Annotated in this window: 18 protein-coding genes; 9 read left to right on the top strand and 9 right to left on the bottom strand. The window is 69.7% G+C overall.

Annotated elements, in window-relative coordinates:
• The first annotated feature begins 115 nt into the window (after positions 1–115).
• Positions 116–2,245, top strand: coding sequence for an ATP-binding SpoIIE family protein phosphatase (locus EAO75_RS03230; protein WP_187284286.1), 2,130 nt, complete (start codon positions 116–118; stop codon positions 2,243–2,245).
• A gap of 84 nt (positions 2,246–2,329) precedes the next feature.
• Here the strand turns inward: EAO75_RS03230 and EAO75_RS03225 are convergent, their stop codons facing one another.
• On the bottom strand, positions 2,330–4,735 hold the full coding sequence (locus EAO75_RS03225; protein WP_147993473.1) for a transglycosylase domain-containing protein: 2,406 nt from the start codon (positions 4,733–4,735) through the stop codon (positions 2,330–2,332).
• Positions 4,736–5,003: 268 nt separating this feature from the next.
• Here EAO75_RS03225 and EAO75_RS03220 point away from each other — a divergent pair, with 268 nt between their 5' ends.
• The 5 genes from EAO75_RS03220 to EAO75_RS03200 all read left to right on the top strand — a co-directional run bounded on the left by EAO75_RS03220 (position 5,004) and on the right by EAO75_RS03200 (position 9,839).
• The gene (locus EAO75_RS03220) at positions 5,004–5,948 is read left to right on the top strand and encodes an SPFH domain-containing protein (RefSeq protein ID WP_147993472.1); all 945 of its coding nucleotides are present in this window, start codon (positions 5,004–5,006) and stop codon (positions 5,946–5,948) included.
• Entirely contained in the window at positions 5,945–6,193 is a 249-nt protein-coding gene (locus tag EAO75_RS03215; RefSeq protein ID WP_147993471.1) for a hypothetical protein, read from the top strand. Before EAO75_RS03220 ends, EAO75_RS03215 begins: the two co-directional genes overlap by 4 nt.
• A gap of 105 nt (positions 6,194–6,298) precedes the next feature.
• Complete coding sequence (locus tag EAO75_RS03210; RefSeq protein WP_147993470.1) at positions 6,299–6,823, top strand: PadR family transcriptional regulator; 525 nt, start codon at positions 6,299–6,301, stop codon at positions 6,821–6,823.
• On the top strand, positions 6,820–7,509 hold the full coding sequence (locus EAO75_RS03205) for an ABC transporter ATP-binding protein (RefSeq protein WP_147993469.1): 690 nt from the start codon (positions 6,820–6,822) through the stop codon (positions 7,507–7,509). Before EAO75_RS03210 ends, EAO75_RS03205 begins: the two co-directional genes overlap by 4 nt.
• Positions 7,506–9,839 (top strand): ABC transporter permease, encoded by a 2,334-nt coding sequence (locus tag EAO75_RS03200; protein ID WP_147993468.1) that lies wholly within the window; start codon positions 7,506–7,508, stop codon positions 9,837–9,839. The genes EAO75_RS03205 and EAO75_RS03200 overlap by 4 nt, the downstream gene beginning before the upstream one ends.
• A gap of 68 nt (positions 9,840–9,907) precedes the next feature.
• Here EAO75_RS03200 and EAO75_RS03195 read toward each other — a convergent pair whose 3' ends face one another.
• The 4 genes from EAO75_RS03195 to EAO75_RS03180 all read right to left on the bottom strand — a co-directional run bounded on the left by EAO75_RS03195 (position 9,908) and on the right by EAO75_RS03180 (position 13,027).
• Positions 9,908–10,339, bottom strand: coding sequence for a hypothetical protein (locus tag EAO75_RS03195; RefSeq protein WP_147993467.1), 432 nt, complete (start codon positions 10,337–10,339; stop codon positions 9,908–9,910).
• Between the two features lie 4 nt (positions 10,340–10,343).
• On the bottom strand, positions 10,344–10,736 hold the full coding sequence (locus EAO75_RS03190) for a roadblock/LC7 domain-containing protein (RefSeq protein ID WP_187284285.1): 393 nt from the start codon (positions 10,734–10,736) through the stop codon (positions 10,344–10,346).
• Between the two features lie 91 nt (positions 10,737–10,827).
• The gene (locus EAO75_RS03185; protein ID WP_261989131.1) at positions 10,828–11,892 is read right to left on the bottom strand and encodes a MarR family transcriptional regulator; all 1,065 of its coding nucleotides are present in this window, start codon (positions 11,890–11,892) and stop codon (positions 10,828–10,830) included.
• A gap of 187 nt (positions 11,893–12,079) precedes the next feature.
• Positions 12,080–13,027, bottom strand: coding sequence for a LysR substrate-binding domain-containing protein (locus tag EAO75_RS03180; protein ID WP_147993466.1), 948 nt, complete (start codon positions 13,025–13,027; stop codon positions 12,080–12,082).
• Positions 13,028–13,162: 135 nt separating this feature from the next.
• Between EAO75_RS03180 and EAO75_RS03175 the strand changes: the two genes are divergently transcribed.
• The gene (locus EAO75_RS03175; RefSeq protein ID WP_147993465.1) at positions 13,163–13,717 is read left to right on the top strand and encodes a peroxiredoxin; all 555 of its coding nucleotides are present in this window, start codon (positions 13,163–13,165) and stop codon (positions 13,715–13,717) included.
• Between the two features lie 5 nt (positions 13,718–13,722).
• Complete coding sequence (locus tag EAO75_RS03170; protein WP_147993464.1) at positions 13,723–14,256, top strand: alkyl hydroperoxide reductase; 534 nt, start codon at positions 13,723–13,725, stop codon at positions 14,254–14,256.
• Between the two features lie 52 nt (positions 14,257–14,308).
• Here EAO75_RS03170 and EAO75_RS03165 read toward each other — a convergent pair whose 3' ends face one another.
• From EAO75_RS03165 to EAO75_RS03150, 4 genes are all read right to left on the bottom strand, one after another.
• Positions 14,309–15,685 (bottom strand): AI-2E family transporter, encoded by a 1,377-nt coding sequence (locus tag EAO75_RS03165; protein ID WP_147993463.1) that lies wholly within the window; start codon positions 15,683–15,685, stop codon positions 14,309–14,311.
• 138 nt (positions 15,686–15,823) lie between these two features.
• The gene (locus EAO75_RS03160; protein WP_147993462.1) at positions 15,824–16,537 is read right to left on the bottom strand and encodes a transglycosylase SLT domain-containing protein; all 714 of its coding nucleotides are present in this window, start codon (positions 16,535–16,537) and stop codon (positions 15,824–15,826) included.
• Positions 16,538–16,955: 418 nt separating this feature from the next.
• Complete coding sequence (locus tag EAO75_RS03155; RefSeq protein WP_147993461.1) at positions 16,956–18,281, bottom strand: PhoH family protein; 1,326 nt, start codon at positions 18,279–18,281, stop codon at positions 16,956–16,958.
• A 327-nt stretch (positions 18,282–18,608) separates the two neighbouring features.
• Entirely contained in the window at positions 18,609–19,382 is a 774-nt protein-coding gene (locus tag EAO75_RS03150) for an isoprenyl transferase (RefSeq protein WP_147993460.1), read from the bottom strand.
• Positions 19,383–20,234: 852 nt separating this feature from the next.
• Here EAO75_RS03150 and EAO75_RS03145 point away from each other — a divergent pair.
• The coding region (locus tag EAO75_RS03145; protein ID WP_147994268.1) for a DNA glycosylase AlkZ-like family protein at positions 20,235–21,049 on the top strand (815 nt) is incomplete at its 3' end.

Below are 21,049 nucleotides of genomic sequence, written 5' to 3'. Positions count from 1 at the left end.
CCGGCGGCACAGGAACTGCCTCTGGCCACGCGGGGATTCCGTTCCTGGGGCATGTATTCCGGGTATCGGAGTCTCGGCGGGACGAACTGTGCGCGCGGCGCGCAGCCCCGGACGGATGGATTCGAAAGGCGTGACGGAGCAGCCGACCTCCTTCGAACGCCCCGAGACGGGCGTCGACCCCGCGGAGTCCCGCGGGGCGCTCGTGCGTACCTCGACACCGTCGACGACGCACTCCACGCCGCCGCACACCCCCGGCGGCGGCACCGCCTTACCCGCGCAGGCGCGCACCGGAGACACCCCCTCCACGCCGGGCACCACCACACCGTCCGGCCCGAGCAAGGAGCCCCCAGTCATCGCCGGCAACGGCCCCGAGCACTCTCAGCCCTCCGTCGCCGCCGAGCCCGACACACACCGGCCGCGGCCCGTTCCGGAGGCCATCCCGCCCCAGCCCGGCACCGAGCAGTCGCAGGCGTCCGCCGAGCGGCGCACCGGTCAGGGCGGCGTGCAGCCTGGCCGGCCCACGCCCATGCGGCGCGACGGTGACCGGCTGCGCTTCGTGGGCGCCGCCACCCGGCGCATCGCCCGCGGCATCGACCTGGACGAGATCGTGATGGGGCTGTGCCGGGCGACCGTGCCGACCTTCTCCGACGCGATCCTCGTCTATCTGCGCGATCCCCTGCCGGTCGGCGACGAGCGGCCCACCGGCCCCGTGGTGCTGCGGCTGCGCCGCACCGACCGCATCCCCGAGGACCGGGACAGCGAGAACGGCTTCCTGCCCGCACAGCAGCAGCCGGAGCCGACCGAGCTCTCCGAACTGTCCACCCTCACCGCCGAGCTGTGCGAGGTGCGGCCCGGCGGCGCCCTTGCCGAGGTGCTGCGCGGGGTACGCCCCGTGTTCGCCGACGCTCCCGCCGCCCGCGCCGCCCTGCCGGAACTCCTCGGCGACGACGGCGAGTTGATCATCCCCGACGGTCAGCGCGCGATTCTCGCCCCGCTGCGCGGCCGCCGGCGTGTCATCGGCGCCGCGGTGTTCCTGCGCCGCCCGGACCGCCTCGCCTTCGAGCCCGACGACCTCCTCGTCGCCGCCCAGCTGGCCACGCACAGCGCGCTCGGCATCGACAAGGCCGTGCTGTACGGCCGTGAGGCGTACATCGCCGACGAGCTCCAGCGCACCATGCTCCCGGAGACCCTGCCGCGCCCGACGGGCGTACGCCTGGCCTCCCGCTATCTCCCCGCGGCGGAGACGGCCCGGGTGGGCGGCGACTGGTACGACGCGATCCCGCTGCCCGGCAGCCGGGTCGCCCTCGTGGTCGGCGATGTCATGGGCCACTCCATGACCTCGGCGGCGATCATGGGCCAGCTGCGCACGACGGCCCAGACCCTCGCCGGCCTCGACCTGCCCCCGCAGGAGGTCCTGCACCACCTCGACGAACAGGCCCAGCGCCTGGGCACCGACCGCATGGCGACCTGCCTCTACGCGGTCTACGACCCGGTATCGCACCGCATCACCATCGCCAACGCCGGCCATCCGCCACCCGTCCTGCTGCACCTGGGCGGCCGGGCCGAGGTGCTGCGCGTGCCCGCGGGCGCGCCGATCGGCGTCGGCGGCGTGGACTTCGAGGCCGTGGAGCTGGACGCGCCGGCCGGGGCGACCCTGCTTCTCTACACCGACGGCCTGGTCGAGTCCCGCCTGCGCGACGTATGGACCGGCATAGAACAGCTGCGCGAGAAGCTCGCCGCCACCGCCCAGCTGACCGGGCCGGACCATCCGCCGCCGCTGGAAGCCCTGTGCGACGAGGTGCTGGACATGCTCGGGCCGGGCGACCGGGACGACGACATCGCGCTGCTCGCGGCCCGCTTCGACGGGATCGCGCCGAGCGACGTGGCGTACTGGTTCCTGGAGCCGGAGGACGCCGCACCGGGCCGTGCCCGGCGGCTGGCCCGGCGTGCCCTGGCCCGCTGGGGACTTGAGGAACTCACCGACTCCGTCGAGCTGTTGGTCAGCGAGGTCGTGACGAACGCCGTGCGGTATGCCTCGCGGCCGGTGACCCTGCGGCTGTTGCGCACCGATGTGCTGCGCTGCGAGGTCGGTGACGATGTGCCGCAGTTGCCGCGGCTGCGGCAGGCCCGGGCCACGGACGAGGGTGGGCGGGGGCTGTACCTCGTCAACCGGCTTGCCCGTCGTTGGGGGGCGACCCGGTTGAGCACCGGCAAGGTCGTCTGGTTCGAGCTGAATCGAAGCTGATCGCCGTAGGGGAACTGCGCGATCCCGATCGCGGGTTCGTCGTGGCTTGCCGCGCAGTTCCCCGCGCCCCTCGGGGGCGCTGTCCTACTGGTCGTTGTCTCCGGGTCTGCCCGGGTCCAGGGTGATGTCGCCCGTCGGTTCGACCGTCGGCGTCGTCGTGGGCTCCTCGGTCGTCGGCTCGTCCGTCGGTTCCTCGGTCGTCGGCTCGTCCGTGGGCTTCTCGGTCGTCGGCTCGTCCGTCGGTTCCTCGGTCGTCGGCTCGTCCGTCGGCTCCTCGGTCGTCGGCTCCTGCGAGGGGGTCGGCGTCCACGTCGGCTGGACCGCCGCGCCCTGGTCGGTGTCGAGGTCGAACCGGGCGTCCGGGTCCGTCACGCCGAACATGTACGCCGCCCAGATCTGCGCCGGGAAGCCACCGCCGTTGACGCGGTCGAAGCCGCCGGCGCCGTACATCTTGGTCTGCGCGTGGGTCTTGTCGTCCTCACCGAACAGGCCCACCGACGTGACCAGGTCGGGCGTGTAGCCGGTGAACCAGGCCGACTTGTTGTCGTCGGAGGTACCCGTCTTGCCGGCGACCTTCTGGCCGTTGCGCTTGGGGTTGTTCGCCACGGACTGCCGGGCCGTACCGTCGTCGACCACGCCGGTCAGGACCGAGGTCACGGTATCCGCGGCCTCGGGGCTGATGACCTGCTCGCCGATCGGGTCGGGGATGGCGACCGTGGTGCTGTTGTGCTCGGCCTTCTTGAGAATGCCGGGCGTGACCTTCTTGCCGTGGTTGTCGAGGGTGGCGTACACCCCGGCCATCTGCAGCGGGCTCGCGCCCATGGTGCCCAGGGTCTGCGCGGGCACGGCCTGTTCCTTGGCGGTGTCCATGCCGAGCTTGCCGGCCACGTCCATGACGTTCTTCATGCCGACGTCCACGCCCAGCTGCGCGAAGACGGAGTTGACGGACTTGTTCATCGCCGTCTGGACGGTGATGTCGCCGTAGTCCCGGTCGTCCTCGTTCTCGGGCGCGAAGCCGACCTTGTCGCCGTCGGCGTCCAGGACCGGGCGCTTGCTGGTGCCGTCGTAGACCGTGCTCGCGGTGATCGGCTTGCCGGACCGGGTCTCGGCGCTCTCCTCCAGGGCGGCGGCCAGGATCACCGGCTTGAACGTGGAGGCGGGCTGGTAGTCGGGGCGGGTCGCGTTGCTCGTGTAGTGCTTGAAGTAGTCCACACCGCCGTACAGGGCGACGATCTTCCCCGTCTTGGGGTCGACCGAGACCGCGCCGGCCTGGACGTCCGCGTCGACCTTGCGCTTCTTCTTGTCCAGCTTGCTGGTCAGTTGGGCCTTGACGGCCTTCTCCAGCTCGGACTGCTTCTTCTTGTCGATGTTCAGGGTGATGGTCCAGCCCTGGTCCTCGACCGCGGCCTCGGCCTGGGAGCGGGTCAGGCCCTTCTCCTCCATCAGCTGGTCCTCCAGCTGATGGTTGGCGAGCTCGATCAGATAGCCCTTCTGGCCCTCACGACCGGCGGTGGGCTTGGGCTCCTTCGGCTTCGGGAGTTCCGTCATGCCCTGGCGCTCGGCCTTGCTCAGCCAGCCCTCCTCGACCATGTTGTCCAGGACGTAGTTCCAGCGGGCCGTGACCAGCTTCTTGCCGGTTTCGGACGCCGCCTGCCAGTCGTACTGGCTCGGCGCCTGGAGCAGCGCGGCGAGGTACGCGCCCTGCTCGACGGTGAGCTTCTCGGCGTCGACGCGGTAGTAGGCCTGGGCGGCGGCCTGGATGCCGTAGGCGCCGCGGCCGTAGTAGCTGGTGTTGATGTAGCCGGCGAGGATGTCGTCCTTGGACATCTGGCGGTCGACCTTCAGGGAGATGACGATCTCCTTGAGCTTGCGGCTGACCGTCTGCTCCTGGCTGAGGTAGTAGTTCTTGACGTACTGCTGGGTGATGGTCGAACCACCCTGCGCGCCCTTGCCCATCAGTGTGTTGAGCACACCGCGGGTGGTGCCCTTCAGGTCGATGCCGTGGTCGTTGTAGAACGTCTTGTTCTCAGCCGCGACGAAAGTGCGCTGGACCTTCTTCGGCACCTTGGCCAGGTCCACGATCTCGCGGTTGACCTCGCCGTCGCGGGCCAGGGTGGTCGTGCCGTCGCTGTACTTGTAGACGTTGCTCTGGCGCTGCGCGGCCTGGGCGGCGGCGTTGTCCGTGGGCACGTCCACCGCGAGGTAGAGCGCGATGAAGGCACCGATGGCGAGCAGGCAGAACCCGAGGAACGTGCCCAGGATCTTCTTCCAGGTGAACAGCCGGCGTATTCGGCCCTTGCCGTCAGCGCCCTTGCCGCCGCCCTTGGCCGCACGCCGGGCGGCCGCGCGGCCTCCGACGGCAGCCGACGGTGCGCCGATCACGGTGGTCGACGGGCTGCCCTCGGTGTTCGACGGCGTCCCGGACGAACGCCGGGGCGCAGCGCGGCGGCCACCGCGCTGCCGTGCTCGTCTCTCTTCCGCTCGTCCCATGGGTCCGTTCCGCTCCGCTTCGTTCTTGTGTGCACTGGTGCCACACAGGTTCGCCGCTCAGGTCAGCTCAGAAAGCTAACACCGCACGATGTGACAAAGGGCGGTCGATCCGGTCTTTTACGGACGTGAGAATCAGCACCTGCCCCACCGGAACCGACGACTGAGGGGTGCGTAGGGTTGCCCGGGCGGGGTAAAGTGATATCACTTAGCTAGACCGAAGCTAGTGGATACCCACTGCGGCTTCCGAAGGAAACGGGGGACACCACCCATGTCGAACGACAAGAGCGACGCCACATCCGTCATCACCGACGTGCCCGACATGCCCGCGCCACGCGTACGGGAGTTCACGGCGCACAGCATCGGCGGCGGGCTCGCCCTGCTGCTCGGCCTCGTCGGCCTGCTGGTCGGAGCAGGCCTGATCGTCACCGGCGGCGTGGTCACCGGGGCCGGCGCCAAGGCGGCCCTGATCGTCATAGGCATCGTGGTCGCCATCGCCGCGGTCCTGGCGATGTGCGGGCTGAACATGGTCGCGCCGGGCGAGGCGCGGGTCGTCCAGCTCTTCGGGCGGTACCGGGGGACGATCCGGGAGGACGGGCTGCGCTGGGTGAACCCCTTCACCTCCCGCACGAAAATCTCGACCCGGGTCCGCAACCACGAGACGGCCGTACTGAAGGTCAACGACGCCTACGGCAACCCGATCGAGCTCGCCGCGGTCGTGGTGTGGAGGGTCGAGGACACCGCGCAGGCCACCTTCGAGGTGGACGATTTCCTGGAGTTCGTCTCCACCCAGACCGAGGCGGCGGTGCGGCACATCGCCATCGAGTACCCCTACGACGCCCACGACGAGGGCGGCCTCTCGCTGCGTGGCAACGCCGAGGAGATCACCGAGAAGCTCGCCTTCGAACTGCACGCGCGCGTGGAGGCGGCCGGTGTGCAGATCATCGAGTCCCGCTTCACGCATCTCGCGTACGCTCCCGAGATCGCCTCCGCGATGCTCCAGCGGCAGCAGGCCGGGGCGGTCGTCGCGGCCCGGCGGCAGATCGTCGACGGAGCGGTGGGCATGGTCGAGGCGGCGCTCGCGCGGATCTCGGAGCGGGACATCGTGGAGCTGGACGACGAGCGGAAGGCGGCGATGGTGTCGAACCTGATGGTGGTGCTGTGCGGTGACCGTGCCCCGCAGCCGGTCCTCAACACCGGGACGCTCTACCAGTGACGGTCCCCTCCGGGGGTTCAGCCCCTCAGCGTCGGCCGCAGCAGCGCAAGCAGGTGCTGCTGCGGCTGGACCCGTCCGTGTACGAGGCGCTGGCGCGGTGGGCAGGGGACGAGCTGCGCTCGGCCAACGCGCAGATCGAGTTCCTGCTGCGCCGCGCGCTCGCGGAGTCGGGACGCCTGCCGGGCGACACCAAGCCGATTCCACGCCGGGGACGCCCGCCCGCGAACCCACCCGAGTCCCAGTAGCAAAACCGTGACAATGGCCCTTCACCTGGGCCTCCACACCCCCCGCCATGATCTACACACTCCGCGTATACATGCGGGGTATACACCCCGTGTAGTGTCCTCCCCATGTCCATCGGTCACACCCTTCTAGGGCTCCTGGAGTCGGGCCCCCGCCACGGTTACGACCTCAAGCGGGCCTTCGACGAGAAGTTCGGTCACGACCGGCCGCTGCACTACGGCCAGGTCTACTCGACGATGTCCCGGCTACTGAAGAACGGCCTCGTCGAAGTCGACGGGATCGAGCCCGGCGGCGGGCCCGAGCGCAAGCGGTACGCCATCACCGACGCCGGGATCACCGACGTACAGCGGTGGCTGGCGACGCCCGAGAAGCCGGAGCCGTACCTCCAGTCGACCCTGTACACCAAGGTCGTCCTCGCCCTGCTCACCCGGCGCAACGCCGCCGACATCCTCGACACCCAGCGCGCCGAGCACCTGCGCATGATGCGCATCCTCACCGACCGCAAGCGCAAGGGCGACCTGGCCGACCAGCTGATCTGCGACCACGCCCTCTTCCACCTGGAGGCCGACCTGCGCTGGCTGGAGCTCACCGCCGCGCGTCTCGACAAGCTCGCCGAGGTGGTGACCAAGTGACTCATCCCCCCGGTTCCCTGCTTGCGGCCGACGGGCTGTACAAGGCCTACGGCCCGACCGCCGCCCTCGACGGCGCCGAGTTCTCCATCCACCCCGGCGAGGTCGTCGCCGTCATGGGGCCGTCCGGCTCCGGCAAGTCCACGCTGCTGCACTGTCTCGCCGGCATCGTGCCGCCCGACTCGGGGTCCATCACGTACAACGGGCGCGAGATGGCCACCATGAACGACGCCCAGCGCAGCGCGCTCAGGCGCTCCGAGTTCGGGTTCGTCTTCCAGTTCGGGCAGCTCGTGCCGGAGCTGACCTGCGTCGAGAACGTCGCCCTTCCGCTGCGGCTCAACGGCACCTCCCGCAAGGAGGCCGAGAAGGCCGCCCTCACCTGGATGGAGCGGCTGGAGGTCGACGACCTGCGCAAGAAGCGGCCCGGCGAGGTCTCCGGCGGTCAGGGGCAGCGCGTCGCCGTCGCCCGCGCGCTGGTCACCAACCCGCGCGTGCTGTTCGCCGACGAGCCGACCGGCGCGCTCGACTCCCTCAACGGCGAGCGCGTGATGGAGCTGCTGACGGAGGCCGCCCGGTCGACCAACGCCGCCGTCGTCCTCGTCACGCACGAGGCACGGGTCGCCGCCTACTCCGACCGCGAGATCGTCGTACGGGACGGCAAGTCCCGGGACATGGAGCGGGTCGTATGAGCACGGGTCAGTGGGTCAGGGATCTGGGCATGGGGGTCCGGTTCGCCTTCGCAGGCGGACGTGAGGGCTGGGTCCGTGCCCTGCTGACTGCCATCGGAGTCGGGCTCGGCGTGGCACTGCTGCTGCTGACGACCGCCGTGCCGAGCGCGCTCACCGAGCGCGACCATCGCGGCAGCGCCCGGGACGACTTCACGTACGGCGCCGATGTGCTGCCGAAGGCGGACGACACGCTGATCATCGCCGATGCCGGGACGACGTACCGCGAAAAGGACGTACGCGGCCGGCTCCTGGAGCCCGAGGGCGCGAAGGCGCCGCTGCCGCCAGGTGTGGAGAAGTTCCCCGCGAAGGGCGAGATGCTCGCCTCGCCCGCGCTGAAAAAGCTGCTGGAGTCCGACTCCGGCAAGGTGCTGCGCGAACGCATCCCCTACCGGATCACCGGCACCATCGAGCAGAGCGGACTGGTCGGGCCCGCCGAACTCGCCTACTACGCGGGCGCCTCGGGGCTCGCGGAGCGCATTTCCGGCGGCTACGTCGAGCGCATCGACTACTTCGGGCCCTCCGCCGGGGTTCAGGACGACGGGATGGATCCGATCCTGATCCTGCTCGTCATGATCGTCTTCGTGGTGCTGCTGCTGCCGGTCGGAGTGTTCATCGCGGCAGCCGTACGCTTCGGCGGCGAGCGCCGGGACCGCCGGCTCGCGGCGCTCCGGCTGGTCGGCGCGGACGGGGGGATGGCGCGCCGGGTCGCCGCCGGCGAGGCGCTCGCCGGGGCACTGCTCGGGCTCGTCCTCGGCACCGGCTTCTTCCTGGCGGGACGCCAGTTGGCGACCCTGATGCAGGTGCGGGACATCAGCGTGTTCACGAGCGACCTCAACCCGTCGCTCGGGCTGGCGCTGCTGGTCGCCGTCGCCGTACCGGCCGCGGCCGTCCTGGTGACGCTGTTCGCGCTGCGTGGGGTCGTGATCGAGCCGCTCGGTGTGGTCCGTGCGGCGAAGCCCCCGCGCCGCAGGCTGTGGTGGCGGCTGCTGCTGCCGCTGGGCGGCCTCGCGCTGCTCTACCCGATGGTGGGGCAGGGCAACGACAACGGGAACTTCAACGAGTGGATGGTGATCGGCGGCACCGTGCTGCTGCTGGTCGGCATCACCACGCTGCTGCCCTGGCTCGTCGAGGCCGTGGTGGCCCGGCTGAACTCCGGCTCGGTCTCCTGGCAACTGGCGGTCCGCAGGCTCCAGTTGAGCAGCGGTACCGCGGCCCGCATGGTCAACGGCATCGCGGTCGCGGTGGCCGGGGCGATCGCCCTGCAGATGCTGTTCGCCGGCGTCGAGTCCGGCTACACCGAGGACACGGGCAACGACGTCAACCGGGCCCAGATGACGTTCAGCGTGCGGGACGACATCAAGCTGAGCGAGGTCACCGGACAGTTGGCGCGGACCGAGGGCGTACGCCACGCGTCGGCCCTTTCCGAGGGCTCGCTCGGAGACAAGGCCAAGGAGCCCGACAACTCGGTGGAGGTGGCCGTCGGCAGCTGCGCCGAGCTGCGCGAGGTGGCGCGTCTGACGTCGTGCCGGGACGGCGACGTCTTCCGGATCCTCGGCAGCCAGTACGGCGAGGGCACGGAGAAGATCACCAAGGCGGGCGGCACCCTGTACTTCGACCCGGGCTACCCCGGGTCGACAGCACACACGACGTCCTGGAAGGTGCCCACCGGCATCAAGACGGCAGGGCCGCGCGAGGATCCGACCGGCTACGAGCGCGGCGGCCTGCTGATCACCCCGCGCGCACTGCCCGAGGGCGCTGCGGCCGGCATGTACCAGAAGGTGTTCCTCTCGCTGGACCAGTCGGTACCGGACGCCGCCGAGTACGCGCGCAACACCGCCGCGCGGCTCGATCCGCTGACGAGCGTGAACACCCTGGCCTCCACCCGGCAGACCGAGGAGTTCCGCGCCATCCGCACCGGCCTGTTCGTCGGCGCCACCTGCGTCCTGGTGCTGATCGGCGCGAGCCTGCTGGTCTCCCAGCTGGAGCAGCTGCGCGAACGCAAGAAGCTGCTGTCGTCCCTGGTCGCCTTCGGCACCCGGCGCCGCACCCTGAGCCTGTCGGTGCTCTGGCAGACCGCGATCCCGATCGCGCTGGGGTTGCTGCTGGCATCGGCGGTCGGACTGACGCTCGGCGCTGTCCTGCTGAAGATGGTCGGCTACACGGTGAGCGTCGACTGGTCGAGCGTGCTGGCGATGACCGGCATCGGCGCTTCGGTCGTCCTCGCGGTGACCCTGCTCAGCCTGCCGCCGCTGCTGCGGCTGATGCGTCCGGACGGGCTGCGCACGGAGTAGCCGGACCTGATGAGGACCCGGTGCGGTGGTCCGCTCCCTCGGGGGCGGACCACCGCACCGTACGTCCGTCACAGCCCGCCGTGCTCCCGCATCACGCGTCTGGCCTGGGCGAAGAGCATGCCCACGTTGACGGACTTGCGGCACACGGCGACGGCCACGACGTCCTGCTGGTCGTTCATGCGCAGGAACAGGTGCGTCAGGTTGTCGCTGTTGACCAGGATCTCCTGGAAGTAGTGCTGGTCGGTCTCGATGCCGCGGCGCTCCTTGAAGACGTCCTCGATCGTCACGACCGTACGTCCCTGGAACAGGTCGAGCGTCGCCCCCGCCAACAGGTCCAGAACCTCCGTCGGGTGGGTCTCCACCGTCTCGTACGACAGCAGCATCCCGGTCGACATATCGACCGCGCCGGAGGCGACGCAGTCGGGTGTCTCGCTGCGCAGCGCCTTCACCAGGGACATGACCCGGTCCGAGAAACCGGCGTTCATCCGCTTCGAGGCCATGAGGTCACGCCCTTCCGTCTACTGGTGCCGTCGCGGCCAGGAGGGCACCGATACGCCGCAGGGCGGGCTGCGTTTCCTGATGGAGCCGGTCGAGGTCGATGCCCTCGTCGCCGAGGACGACCATGAGGGCGGTGTCGCCGACTGCGTAGAAGGCGGCGCAGCCGTGGCTGCCGTAGGCGACGGTCTTGCGGAGCGTGCCCCGGCCGGTCGCCTCGGTCGCGCGCCGGGCGATGCCCAAGCCGGCGGCGGCGATGGCGGCGAGGCCCTCGGCGTCGATGGTCTCCGCTGTGTCCGCCGCGATGAGCAGGCCGTCGGCGGCTGCCACGGCCGTGTCGGTGATGCCGGTCACTTGCTCGCGCAGGCCCCGGATCTCCAGGGCCAATGCTTCGTGATCCATGTGGTGAACTCCCTGGCGCCGGGCGGTGCATGTCCGATCCCACGGCCGGCGCCGTCTCTCTTTCTCGCGACGGTTCTTCGTCCGCGACGTCTCAGACACCGGTCTCGGACGGGCGGATGCGGCTGCGCAGACGGAAGAACCCTTTCCAACTCGTCCCGTTCCTGCTGGGTCCGAGAGTCTCGGTGATGCCACTGGCCCCCGGCCGCCGCCGAGGCAGATTCCGGGAAGCCGCGGGGTCCGGCACGACGGCCGGGATGGGGGTGGTGTCCGGGACCGAGGTGGGGGTGTCCAGGTTTCGGGAGGTGGCTTCTGGCGACTTGGCCACAGCGGACGCCAGTGCGGACAGCACTTGGGGCGGTATGTGTGGCGTGCGACAGGCGGCCGGTCGGGTCGACGTGTCCGGCACCCTGGGCAGCAGCCCGGCCAACGGGACGCCCGTCGTCACGGGGGTGTGTCCGGAGGGGAAGGCCAGGTGCCCTTCCTGGAGCATGCGGGACAGCTCGACGGTGACCGTGAACACGCTGCGGCCGGTTCTGAAGGCTATGTCGCGGCCGGTGCGGCGGCCGTCGGCGTGGGACAGCAGCTCCCGTTGGGAGGGCGGGAGCCACCGGAGCTCGTCGTCGGTTGCCGGCGCCGGTACCAGCCGTGCGCCGTCGGGCAGCACGGCCCGGGGTAACGCCGCCAGCGCGGCCAGCTTCCTGGTGGCCTCCTGGAGCAGCCGCGCCGGCGCCTCGCCGTACGGTACCGGCGCAAGCGGGTGCCCCTCGCCGAGCGCCTCGCACCCCTCCACCCGGCCGGCGAGGACCGCGAAGACCGCGTCCTGCATCGCCATCATCGATACGACCCGGAGCTGCACCGACCCCGCGTACCCATGGCTGACCAGCCCGTTCTCGGGCCACCGCCCGGCCCCCGGCTCGCGCATCAGCTCCGCCCACTGCGCACCGCTGACCCGCCCCGAGCGCAGCAGCAGGACGTCCGGCCCCGGTGCACCCGGGCTCTCGACGGCGACCACCAGCCCGTTGCGGAAGTGGAAGGTTCCCCCGGGCCGGCCCGACACCCGCAGTTCCCCCGTGCACAAGCCCGTCGCGACCTCGGAGAGGGCCCGCGACAGTCGCTCGTAGCCGTCCCGGTCAAGGGAATCCCGAATGCCCGCCATCACTCCCCTTGATACGCGAATTTCGCACATACGCGTGGTGCGTAGCACTGAGGGAGTATGTGTACCAGTGTGGGCGGCCGTCACTCAGAGAGTCGCACTACCTGACGGAAGATGAAGTCTTCCGCTTTTCAAGGCGCTTTGTCGGACGTCCATTTGAGCAATTGGCACCCGGGTTCGCCCGAACACATCAGCGGCAGTATCGCCACACCCGTACCGGCAGCGGCCGCAGGGCATCGCGCAGGGCCACCGCGAGCTCCTCGTACTCCGCTCCCCGCGCCGCCCCCGCCCGCATGGCCAGGGCGACGCGGCGGGTGGGGGCCGGGTCTGCGAAGTACCCGGTGAGGAGCTGGCTGCTGCGGGTTGTCTCCAGCTTGAGGGCGGTGCGCGGCAGCAGGGTCACTCCCAGCCCGCCCGCGACGAGCTGCACCAGCGTGGACAGCCCGGCCGCCGTCGTCGTCACGGGAGCGTCCGCCCGGCCCGCCTCCCGGCAGATGTCGAGGGCCTGGTCGCGCAGGCAGTGCCCCTCGTCGAGAAGCAGCAGGTTCAGCTCCTTGAGCGCCTCGCGCGCGATGCCCTCGCGGCCGCCGAGCCGGTGGTCGAGCGGGGTGACGAGCACGAAGTCCTCGTCGAAGAGCGGGAGTTCGGCGACGCCGGGCACACCGAGGGGGACGGCGAGCAGCAGCAGGTCCAAGCGGCCGGTGAGGAGGCCGTCGACGAGGCTCGCGGTCTGCTCCTCGTGCACCTGGAGGTCGAGGTGCGGATAGCGGTCGTGGACGAGCCGCAGCACGGTCGGCAGGAGGTACGGCGCCACGGTCGGGATGACGCCGAGGCGCAGCGCACCCGTGAACGGAGCCCGGACCGCCTCCGCCTCCTCCAGCAGCGCCCCGACCTCCGCCAGCACGGCCTTGGCACGTACGGCGAGGCGTTCACCGGCGGGCGAGAGCAGCACCTTGCGGGTGGTGCGCTCCAGCAGCGTCACTCCGAGTGACTCCTCCAGGGCGGAGACGGCACCGGACAGGGCGGGCTGGCTCATGCCGATCGCGGCCGCCGCGTCCCGGAAATGGAGGTGCTCGGCGACGGCCGCGAAGGCACGCAGCTGGGCGAGACTGGGCTGTCTCCTCTTACTTACGGTCACTGATAGCACCCTCCGATCAACCGGACCGAGTGTAGCTATTTCCCGTATCAATGCAGCCTGTGCCAGGATCGGTAAGGTCCAACCCAAGGGAGACACCTGTACTGAACAGGTGTCTCTTCGCTGCAAGGAGAGCGTGTGCTCACTGTCGGTGACAAGTTCCCCGAGTTCGAACTGACCGCCTGCGTCTCGCTGGAGAAGGGCAAGGAGTTCGAGACGATCCACCACAAGACCTACGAGGGCAAGTGGAAGATCGTCTTCGCCTGGCCGAAGGACTTCACCTTCGTCTGCCCGACCGAGATCGCGGCGTTCGGCAAGCTGAACGAGGAGTTCGCCGACCGCGACGCCCAGGTCCTCGGTTTCTCCGGTGACTCGGAGTTCGTCCACCACGCCTGGCGCAAGGACCACGACGACCTGCGCGACCTGCCGTTCCCGATGCTGGCCGACTCCAAGCACGAACTGATGCGCGACCTGGGCATCGAGGGCGAGGACGGCTTCGCCAAGCGCGCCGTCTTCATCGTCGACCAGAACAACGAGATCCAGTTCTCCATGGTGACCGCCGGCTCCGTCGGCCGTAACCCCAAGGAGGTCCTGCGGGTCCTGGACGCCCTCCAGACGGACGAACTGTGCCCGTGCAACTGGAGCAAGGGCGACGAGACGCTGGACCCGGTCAAGCTGCTTGCCGGAGAGTGACGGACATGTCCCTCGACTCCCTGAAGTCCCGCATTCCGGACTACGCCAAGGACCTGAGGCTCAACCTGGGCTCGGTCATCGGCAATTCGGACCTCCCGGCGCAGCAGCTGTGGGGCACCGTGCTCGCGACCGCCATCGCCGCACGCTCCCCGATCGTGCTGCGCGAGCTGGAGCCGGAGGCGAACGCGAACCTCTCGCCGGAGGCGTACACCGCGGCCAAGTCCGCGGCCGCCGTCATGGCGATGAACAACGTGTTCTACCGGACCCGGCATCTGCTGTCCGACCACGAGTACGGCAACCTGCGCGCGGGCCTGCGGATGAACGTCATCGGCAACCCCGGCGTCGACAAGGTCGACTTCGAGCTGTGGTCGTTCGCGGTGTCCGCCATCAACGGCTGCGGCCTGTGCCTCGACTCGCACGAGCAGGTGCTGCGCAAGGCCGGGGTGGACCGGGAGACGGTCCAGGAGGCCTTCAAGATCGCGTCCGTGATCCAGGCGATCGGCGTCACCCTTGACGCCGAGGCGGTGCTGGCGGAGTAGCTTTCGCCGCTCAACGCGGGGCCCGTTCACCTCGACGGTGAACGGGCCCTTGTCATTGCTCCGACGCCGACTTGGCCAGGTCGGCCGGCGGCTGCGCGGAAGCCACGTCCACCGCCGACGCGCCCCTCGGCTCGGGCGCATAGCGAAGTGCCGCCTCCTGCGAGTGCGCCTTCAGATACCCGACGATCGTGTTCGACACCGCCACCAGCGGCACGGCCACCACCGCGCCGCCGATCCCGGCCACCATGCCGCCCGCCGCCACGGACAGGACGACCGCCAGTGGATGGACGCGGACCGCGCGCCCGAGGATGAACGGCTGGAGGATGTGGCCCTCGATCTGCTGCACGGCCAGCACGACGATGAGGGTCATGACCGCGGTGAAGACGCCCTGTGTCACCAGCGCCACCACGACCGCCAGCGCGCCGGAGGCCACCGCGCCGACGAGGGGGATGAAGGAGAACAGGAAGATGAAGACGGCGAGCGGGACGGCCATGGGGACGTCCAGGAAGTAGATGCCGATGCCGATGAACACGGCGTCGATCAGGGCGACCATCACCGTGCCGCGCACATACGCCGTCAGCGTCGCCCAGGCCCGCGGCCCGGCGCCCGCCACACCCGGACGGGCCGCGGCCGGGACGAGCTTCAGGGTCCACTGCCAGATCCGCTTGCCGTCGTAGAGCAGGAACAGCGTCGAGAAGACCGACAGCAGGATGCCGGTGAGCGCCTCGACGATGACCGTCACGCCTTCGAGGCCGGCCGAGGTGATCGCGTCGGTGTTGGCGCCGATCGCCTCCCGCAGGTTCTCGGCGATGTCGTTGATCTGCTTGTCGGTGACGTGGAACGGGCTGTTGAGCAGCCAGTTGCGCAGCTCGTCGATGCCGTCCTGGATCTGGTCGGAGAGATTGTCGATGTTCTCCATGACCTGCCAGGTCACGAACCAGCCCATCAGCCCGATGACGACGAACCCCAGGATCGCCGTCAGGGCGGTGGCGAGCCCGCGCGGTACGCCACGCCGGGTCAGCCAGACCACCGAGGGCTGCATCAGCGCGGTGAGGAGCAGGGCGATGACGAAGGCCAGCACGACGAGTTGGACGGCGCTGATGACCCGCATCAGCACCCAGACGGTGCCGGCCAGCACCAGCAGCCGCCAGCCGGCCTCCGCGGCGACCCGTACGCCCCACGGCACGACCTGTGCGGGGTCGGGGCGCGGCGGCGGGGCCGTGGGCGCGTAGTCGGGCGGTCGTGGCACGTGGTCGACGACGGGCGGCGGGTCCTCAATGGGGGGCGGCACAGTGCCGACGGCGGTCTGCGGCACCGGCTGGGGCTCCGGGCTCTCCCCTTCCACCGCCGCGCGGCGCTCGTCCAACCGCTCGCTCATCTCGGTCAGACCGGCACCGAGCCGACCCAGCCACCCTGGCACTCGCGACATGATCCGTCCTCTTCCCCCGTCTTTCCCCACCACTCCCCCCTGGAGTCGTTGAATCCGACCGTACATGGCACCGGTCGGAGAAGAACGAAAGCCCCTCACCGAAGGACGGTGAGGGGCTCCACAGGGTTGAGCGCGGGCTCAGTACCAGCTGTTGGCCTGCCAGAAAGCCCAGGCTCCGCAGGGGCTGTCGTAGCGGTCGTTCATGTAGTTCAGGCCCCACTTGATCTGGGTGGCCGGGTTCGTCTGCCAGTCGGCGCCGACGGACGACATCTTGGATCCGGGCAGGGCCTGGAAGAGGCCGTAGGCACCGGAGGAGGGGTTGACGGCCTGGTAGTTCCAGTCGGACTCGTGGTCCACGATGTTGCTGAAGCACTGGAACTGGTCGCTCGGCACCATCTGGCGGGCCATCGACTGGATCTGCGAGATGCTGTACGAGCTCTGGACCGGGAAGTCGCCGGCGGAGGACCGGGAGGCCTTCGCCTCGGCCTCTTCGCGCTCCTTGGCTTCCTCTGCCGCCTTCTCTGCCTTCTCGGCGGCTTCCTTCTTCTCGATCGCGCTCTGGGCGGCAGCCTTGCGGGCGGCCTCCTCGGCGTCCTTCTTTGCGCTCGCGTCCGCTGCGATGGCCTGGACATCCGCTTGCGCCGACAGGGACTCGGTCTGCACCTGGGCCTGCTGGCCCGCGGGTATGTCAGCGAGGAGCGTCGAATCGGCTGCCGTCGCCTCGGCGTCGTTGTTCTGCGCGGTGCTGCCCGAGGCAACGCCGACGACGCTTCCGACAGCGGTGACCGCGGTGGCAGAGGCCACTGCGAATCCCCTGACCGAAATCGGACTCACACGGGTTCCTTCCAGCATCGCCCGCTTCGGTGACCCTGGCGGACGCAATCTTGCCCCTGGCTCTGGCCTCCCAACTGCGGGGTCACGGGAGGCGCGGACCCGATGGGCAACTCCCGGACAGGGAGCACCACGTGGTGACTCGGGCGGCATACGACGGCGCTATGCAATTGGTGGTGCTGCTGTGGTTCCGTACCGCTGGGGGTACAGGTGTGTCGTATGCGGGGCCTGACAGGAGTGAGACTCTGCCGCACCCGGACGCCGCAAGGCAATTCTGTGTTGCGTGTGAAAGCTCACACCTCGTTTGTCCCAGGGGTTTTGCGGAAAGCCGCACACGCCAAAGCGCCGCCCGGCTAGGCTCTTCGCCTTTCCGGACGGCGCCAACTGCCGCGTAACCACTATGAAGTTGGGCAGTTCTCTACAGGTCCGAGCAGACCCGTCAGATCTGGCCGTCTTCGAGCATTTCGGTCACAAGGGCGGCGATCTGGGACCTCTCGGACCGCGTCAGCGTGACGTGGGCAAAGAGGGGATGTCCCTTCAGTTTCTCCACCACGGCGACGACACCGTCGTAGCGCCCGACCCTCAGATTGTCCCTCTGGGCCACGTCATGGGTCAGAACCACCCGCGAGTTAGCACCAATTCGGGACAGAACAGTCAGCAGGACATTCCTTTCCAGCGACTGGGCCTCGTCCACGATCACGAACGCGTCATGCAGCGAGCGTCCGCGGATATGAGTGAGGGGCAGCACCTCCAGCATGCCCCGCGCGGTGATCTCTTCGATGACCTCGCGGCTGGTGACCGCGGACAGCGTGTCGAAGACCGCCTGCGCCCAGGGGCTCATCTTCTCGGCCTCGCTGCCGGGCAGATAGCCGAGCTCCTGCCCGCCCACCGCGTACAACGGCCGGAAGACCATCACCTTCTGGTGCTGACGGCGCTCCAGCACCGCCTCCAGACCCGCGCACAGCGCCAGCGCCGACTTTCCGGTGCCGGCCCTGCCGCCCATGGACACGATCCCGATGTCCGGGTCGAGCAGCAGGTCGAGCGCGATGCGCTGCTCGGCGCTGCGGCCCTTGATGCCGAAGGCCTCCCGATCGCCGCGCACCACCCGGACGTTGCCCTCGGGCGTGATCCGGCCCAGCGCCTTGCCGCGCTCGGAGTGGATCGTCAGCCCGGTGTGCACGGGCATGTCGGCGGCCTCGGGGACGTAGACATGGCCTTCCTCGAAGAGGATGTCCACCTGTTCGCCCGGCAGGGTCAGTTCGGACATTCCGGTCCAGCCGGAGGAGTCCGTGATGGCGAGCTCGGCGCGGTACTCCTCGGCGAGGAGACCGACGGACGAGGCCTTGATCCTGAGCGGAAGGTCCTTCGACACAACGGTGACGTCGAACCCCTCGGCCTGCAGATTGCGGGCGACCGCGAGGATGCGGGAGTCGTTGTCCCCCAGGCGGTAGCCGGTCGGCAGAACGCTGGGGTCCGAGTGGTTGAGCTCGACACGGACGGTGCCGCCGAGGTCCCCGATCGGAATCGGGGCGTCGAGACGACCATGCTTCACCCGGAACTCGTCGAGCAGGCGCAGTGCCTGCCGGGCGAAGTAGCCGAGTTCGGGATGGTGCCGCTTGGCCTCCAGTTCCGTCACCACGACGATGGGGAGCACGACCTCGTGCTCGTCGAAGCGGTTCAGAGCATTCGGGTCGGCCAGCAGGACGCTGGTGTCGAGAACGTAGGTGCGCCGGTCGGGCTTGTGGCGCTTTGTGCTGGTCACCACGGAAGGACGTACCCCCTCGGATGAGGTCGGGGAGCGACGGAGTGGAGCTGGACCGGTCGTCGGCCGCTGTGCACGGGCCGAAAACCGGCCCCCCGCGTCTTCTTCCGTGCCGTGACCGCACGGTGGGGCTGGTGCAAAGGGCCTCCCGGGCGGACGGCTCCGGCGCCGCCCGCTGAGATACGACACCCGTGGTTCGGGTGTCGACCTGCTTGGCTTATGCCCTCGAACATGCGGTGCCATGCTTACGCATATGACGGCGCCCTGGTGAACTCCTTGTTACTTCCGCCCCAAATGCGGCACTCGCACTGCCGCTGGGAACGCGCTGTTTCAGCCGCCGTAGCGCCGGTGCCGCGCCGCGTAGTCGCGCAGGGCCCGCAGGAAGTCGACCTTGCGGAAGGCCGGCCAGAAGACCTCGCAGAAGTAGTACTCGGCATGAGCCGTCTGCCAGAGCATGAATCCGGACAGCCGCTGCTCGCCGCTGGTGCGGATCACGAGGTCGGGGTCGGGCTGGTCGCCGGTGTAGAGGTGGCTGCCGATCAGGTCGACGCTGACGGAGTCGGCGAGGTCCTCGATCGAGGTGCCCTTGTCATGGGCGTCGACGATCATCGCGCGCACCGCGTCGGCGATCTCCTGGCGGCCGCCGTAGCCGATGGCGACGTTGACCAGTATCCCCTCGACCTGTGCGGTGGCCTCTTCGGCTTCCTTGAGGGTGGTCTGCATCCCGGACGGCAGCAGATCGGGGGTGCCCACGTGGTGCACCCGCCAGCGGCCGTCGGCGGCGAGGGTGCGGACGACGTCCTCGATGATCCCGAGGAGCGGGCCGAGCTCGTCCTGGGGCCGATCGAAGTTGTCCGTCGACAGCAGCCAGAGGGTGACGACCTCGACGTCCGTCTCGCTGCACCAGCCGAGGAACTCCTCGATCTTCTCGGCACCGGCGCGGTGACCGTGCACGGTGGTGGAACCCGAGGCCTTCGCCCAGCGCCGGTTGCCGTCCATGATGACGCCGATGTGCTTGGGCACCTGAGCGTGGTCCAGGTGCCCCTCCACCCGGCGTGCGTACAACCTGACCAGCAGGCCGCGCAGCTTGTCGCGCAGGTTCACGTGTTCGTCAGCCCCTCGGTACGGATGCGGTCCCCGCGGGCCGCAGCCTACCCCTGCGGGGCTTGGGCCGGGTTTTCGGGTGCGGGTCGGCCGTCGGCGCCTTGAGTGGGGAGCGCATCGGTTTTTGGGCGGCTGCGGGTTGGTTGTGGCTGGTCGCGCAGTTCCCCGCGCCCCTTGAGGGCGCGGGGGCCCCCGGCGCTTGAAGGCGGCCCCGTGTGAGCAAAAAAACGGGCCGGTCCGTGGGGGGGAGACGGACCGGCCCGAGGGGGGGTTTCCACCATAACCCTTCGTAAGTGCTGCTGTGTGCATCGGCGTGCCACAACTACTCTCCGAAGTCGCTCGGCGACGGGGCGGTGGCCGCGAAACGGCTCTTTCATGGCGGATTCATGGCGTGACAGGGGCGGATTCCCAGGGGAAACGGGTGGGATACGGCCGGATCCGGAGGTTTTGGCGTCTCTTGAGGCCTGCCTGGCGACTTGTCCGCGCTTCCCTCCCCCGGGTGACCCTGAGCGCGAATGGCCCCTTGACGACATGCGGGGACCGGCGGGGAGGAGGCGGCTTCGGCGCGACGCGCGTTCAACAGGGGGCCGAATCGAGGGCACGGCACCGCGCAGTCCCCTCCACCACGCGGTGCCACCGCGCAGCTTTGCGTACGCGAATTGCCTTGGTCCGAACTTACGTGGGGGAGGGGAGGAAATCGAGTCGGCCGCCATAACAATGTGGAAAAGGTGAAGGTTCCTTGGATGCGCAGGGACTGAGGGGCCTTCGCGCACGGATGCACGGTTTGCACCTTGTGCACTCTTGGGGCCAAAGCGGACAGCTTCTGACCTATACCGGGGCTAACGTCGCCGTATGACGAGGGCCATTACATGGGACGAAGCGAGTGCTCGGCGGCTGGAGCGGCAGTTCCTGACCCGTCCCGCCGTGCCCGGCACCCCGGTCGCGGAGGTGGTCGGGGCGATGCTGGGCGCGCATGCGCAGGTGCTGTCGGCGGCCGAGGTGTCGGTGGGGGTGCGGGCCGCCGGGGTGACGCGGGCGGATGTGCGGGCCGCGCTGTGGGAGGACCGTTCGCTGGTGAAGACGTTCGGCCCGCGCGGAACCGTCCATCTGCTCCCCACCGCCGAACTGCCCCTGTGGTGCGGTGCGCTGACCGCCATTCCGACGGGCCACAACGCGTTCGCCCCGGACGTCCGGGTGACGCCGGAGCAGGCGGAGCAGATCGTGGCGGCGATCGGGGACGCCCTGGACGGGGTGTGTCTGACCGTGGAGGAGCTGGGTGCGGAGGTCGTGGCGCGCACCGGTCCCTGGGCCGGCGACCTGGTGATGCCCGCGTTCCAGGAGCTGTGGCCGCGCTGGCGCCAGGTGATGCACCGGGCGGGCCAGTCGGGCGCGCTGTGCTTCGGCCCGAACCGGGGCCGGAAGGTGACGTACACCCGTCCGCCGTCAGCCGCGCCGGTCCCGGGCGCGACGGCCCTGCGGGAGCTGGTCCGGCGCTATCTGCACGCGTACGGACCGGCCACGCCCCAGCACTTCGCCAAGTGGCTGGCCGCCCCGGCCGGCTGGGCGGTCTCCCTGTTCACGGAGCTGGCGGGGGCCGGGGAGATCGAGGAGGTCGCCTTCGAGGAGGCGGCGGGCTGGGTGGTGGCGGGGGACACGGGGTTCCCCGA

Origin of the sequence: Streptomyces sp. UW30 (genome assembly GCF_008042075.1) — a bacterium.
Taxonomy (GTDB): domain Bacteria; phylum Actinomycetota; class Actinomycetes; order Streptomycetales; family Streptomycetaceae; genus Streptomyces.
The sequence above is the reverse complement of the archived record's forward strand: the minus strand, read 5'-3'. Positions and strand labels throughout refer to the sequence as shown.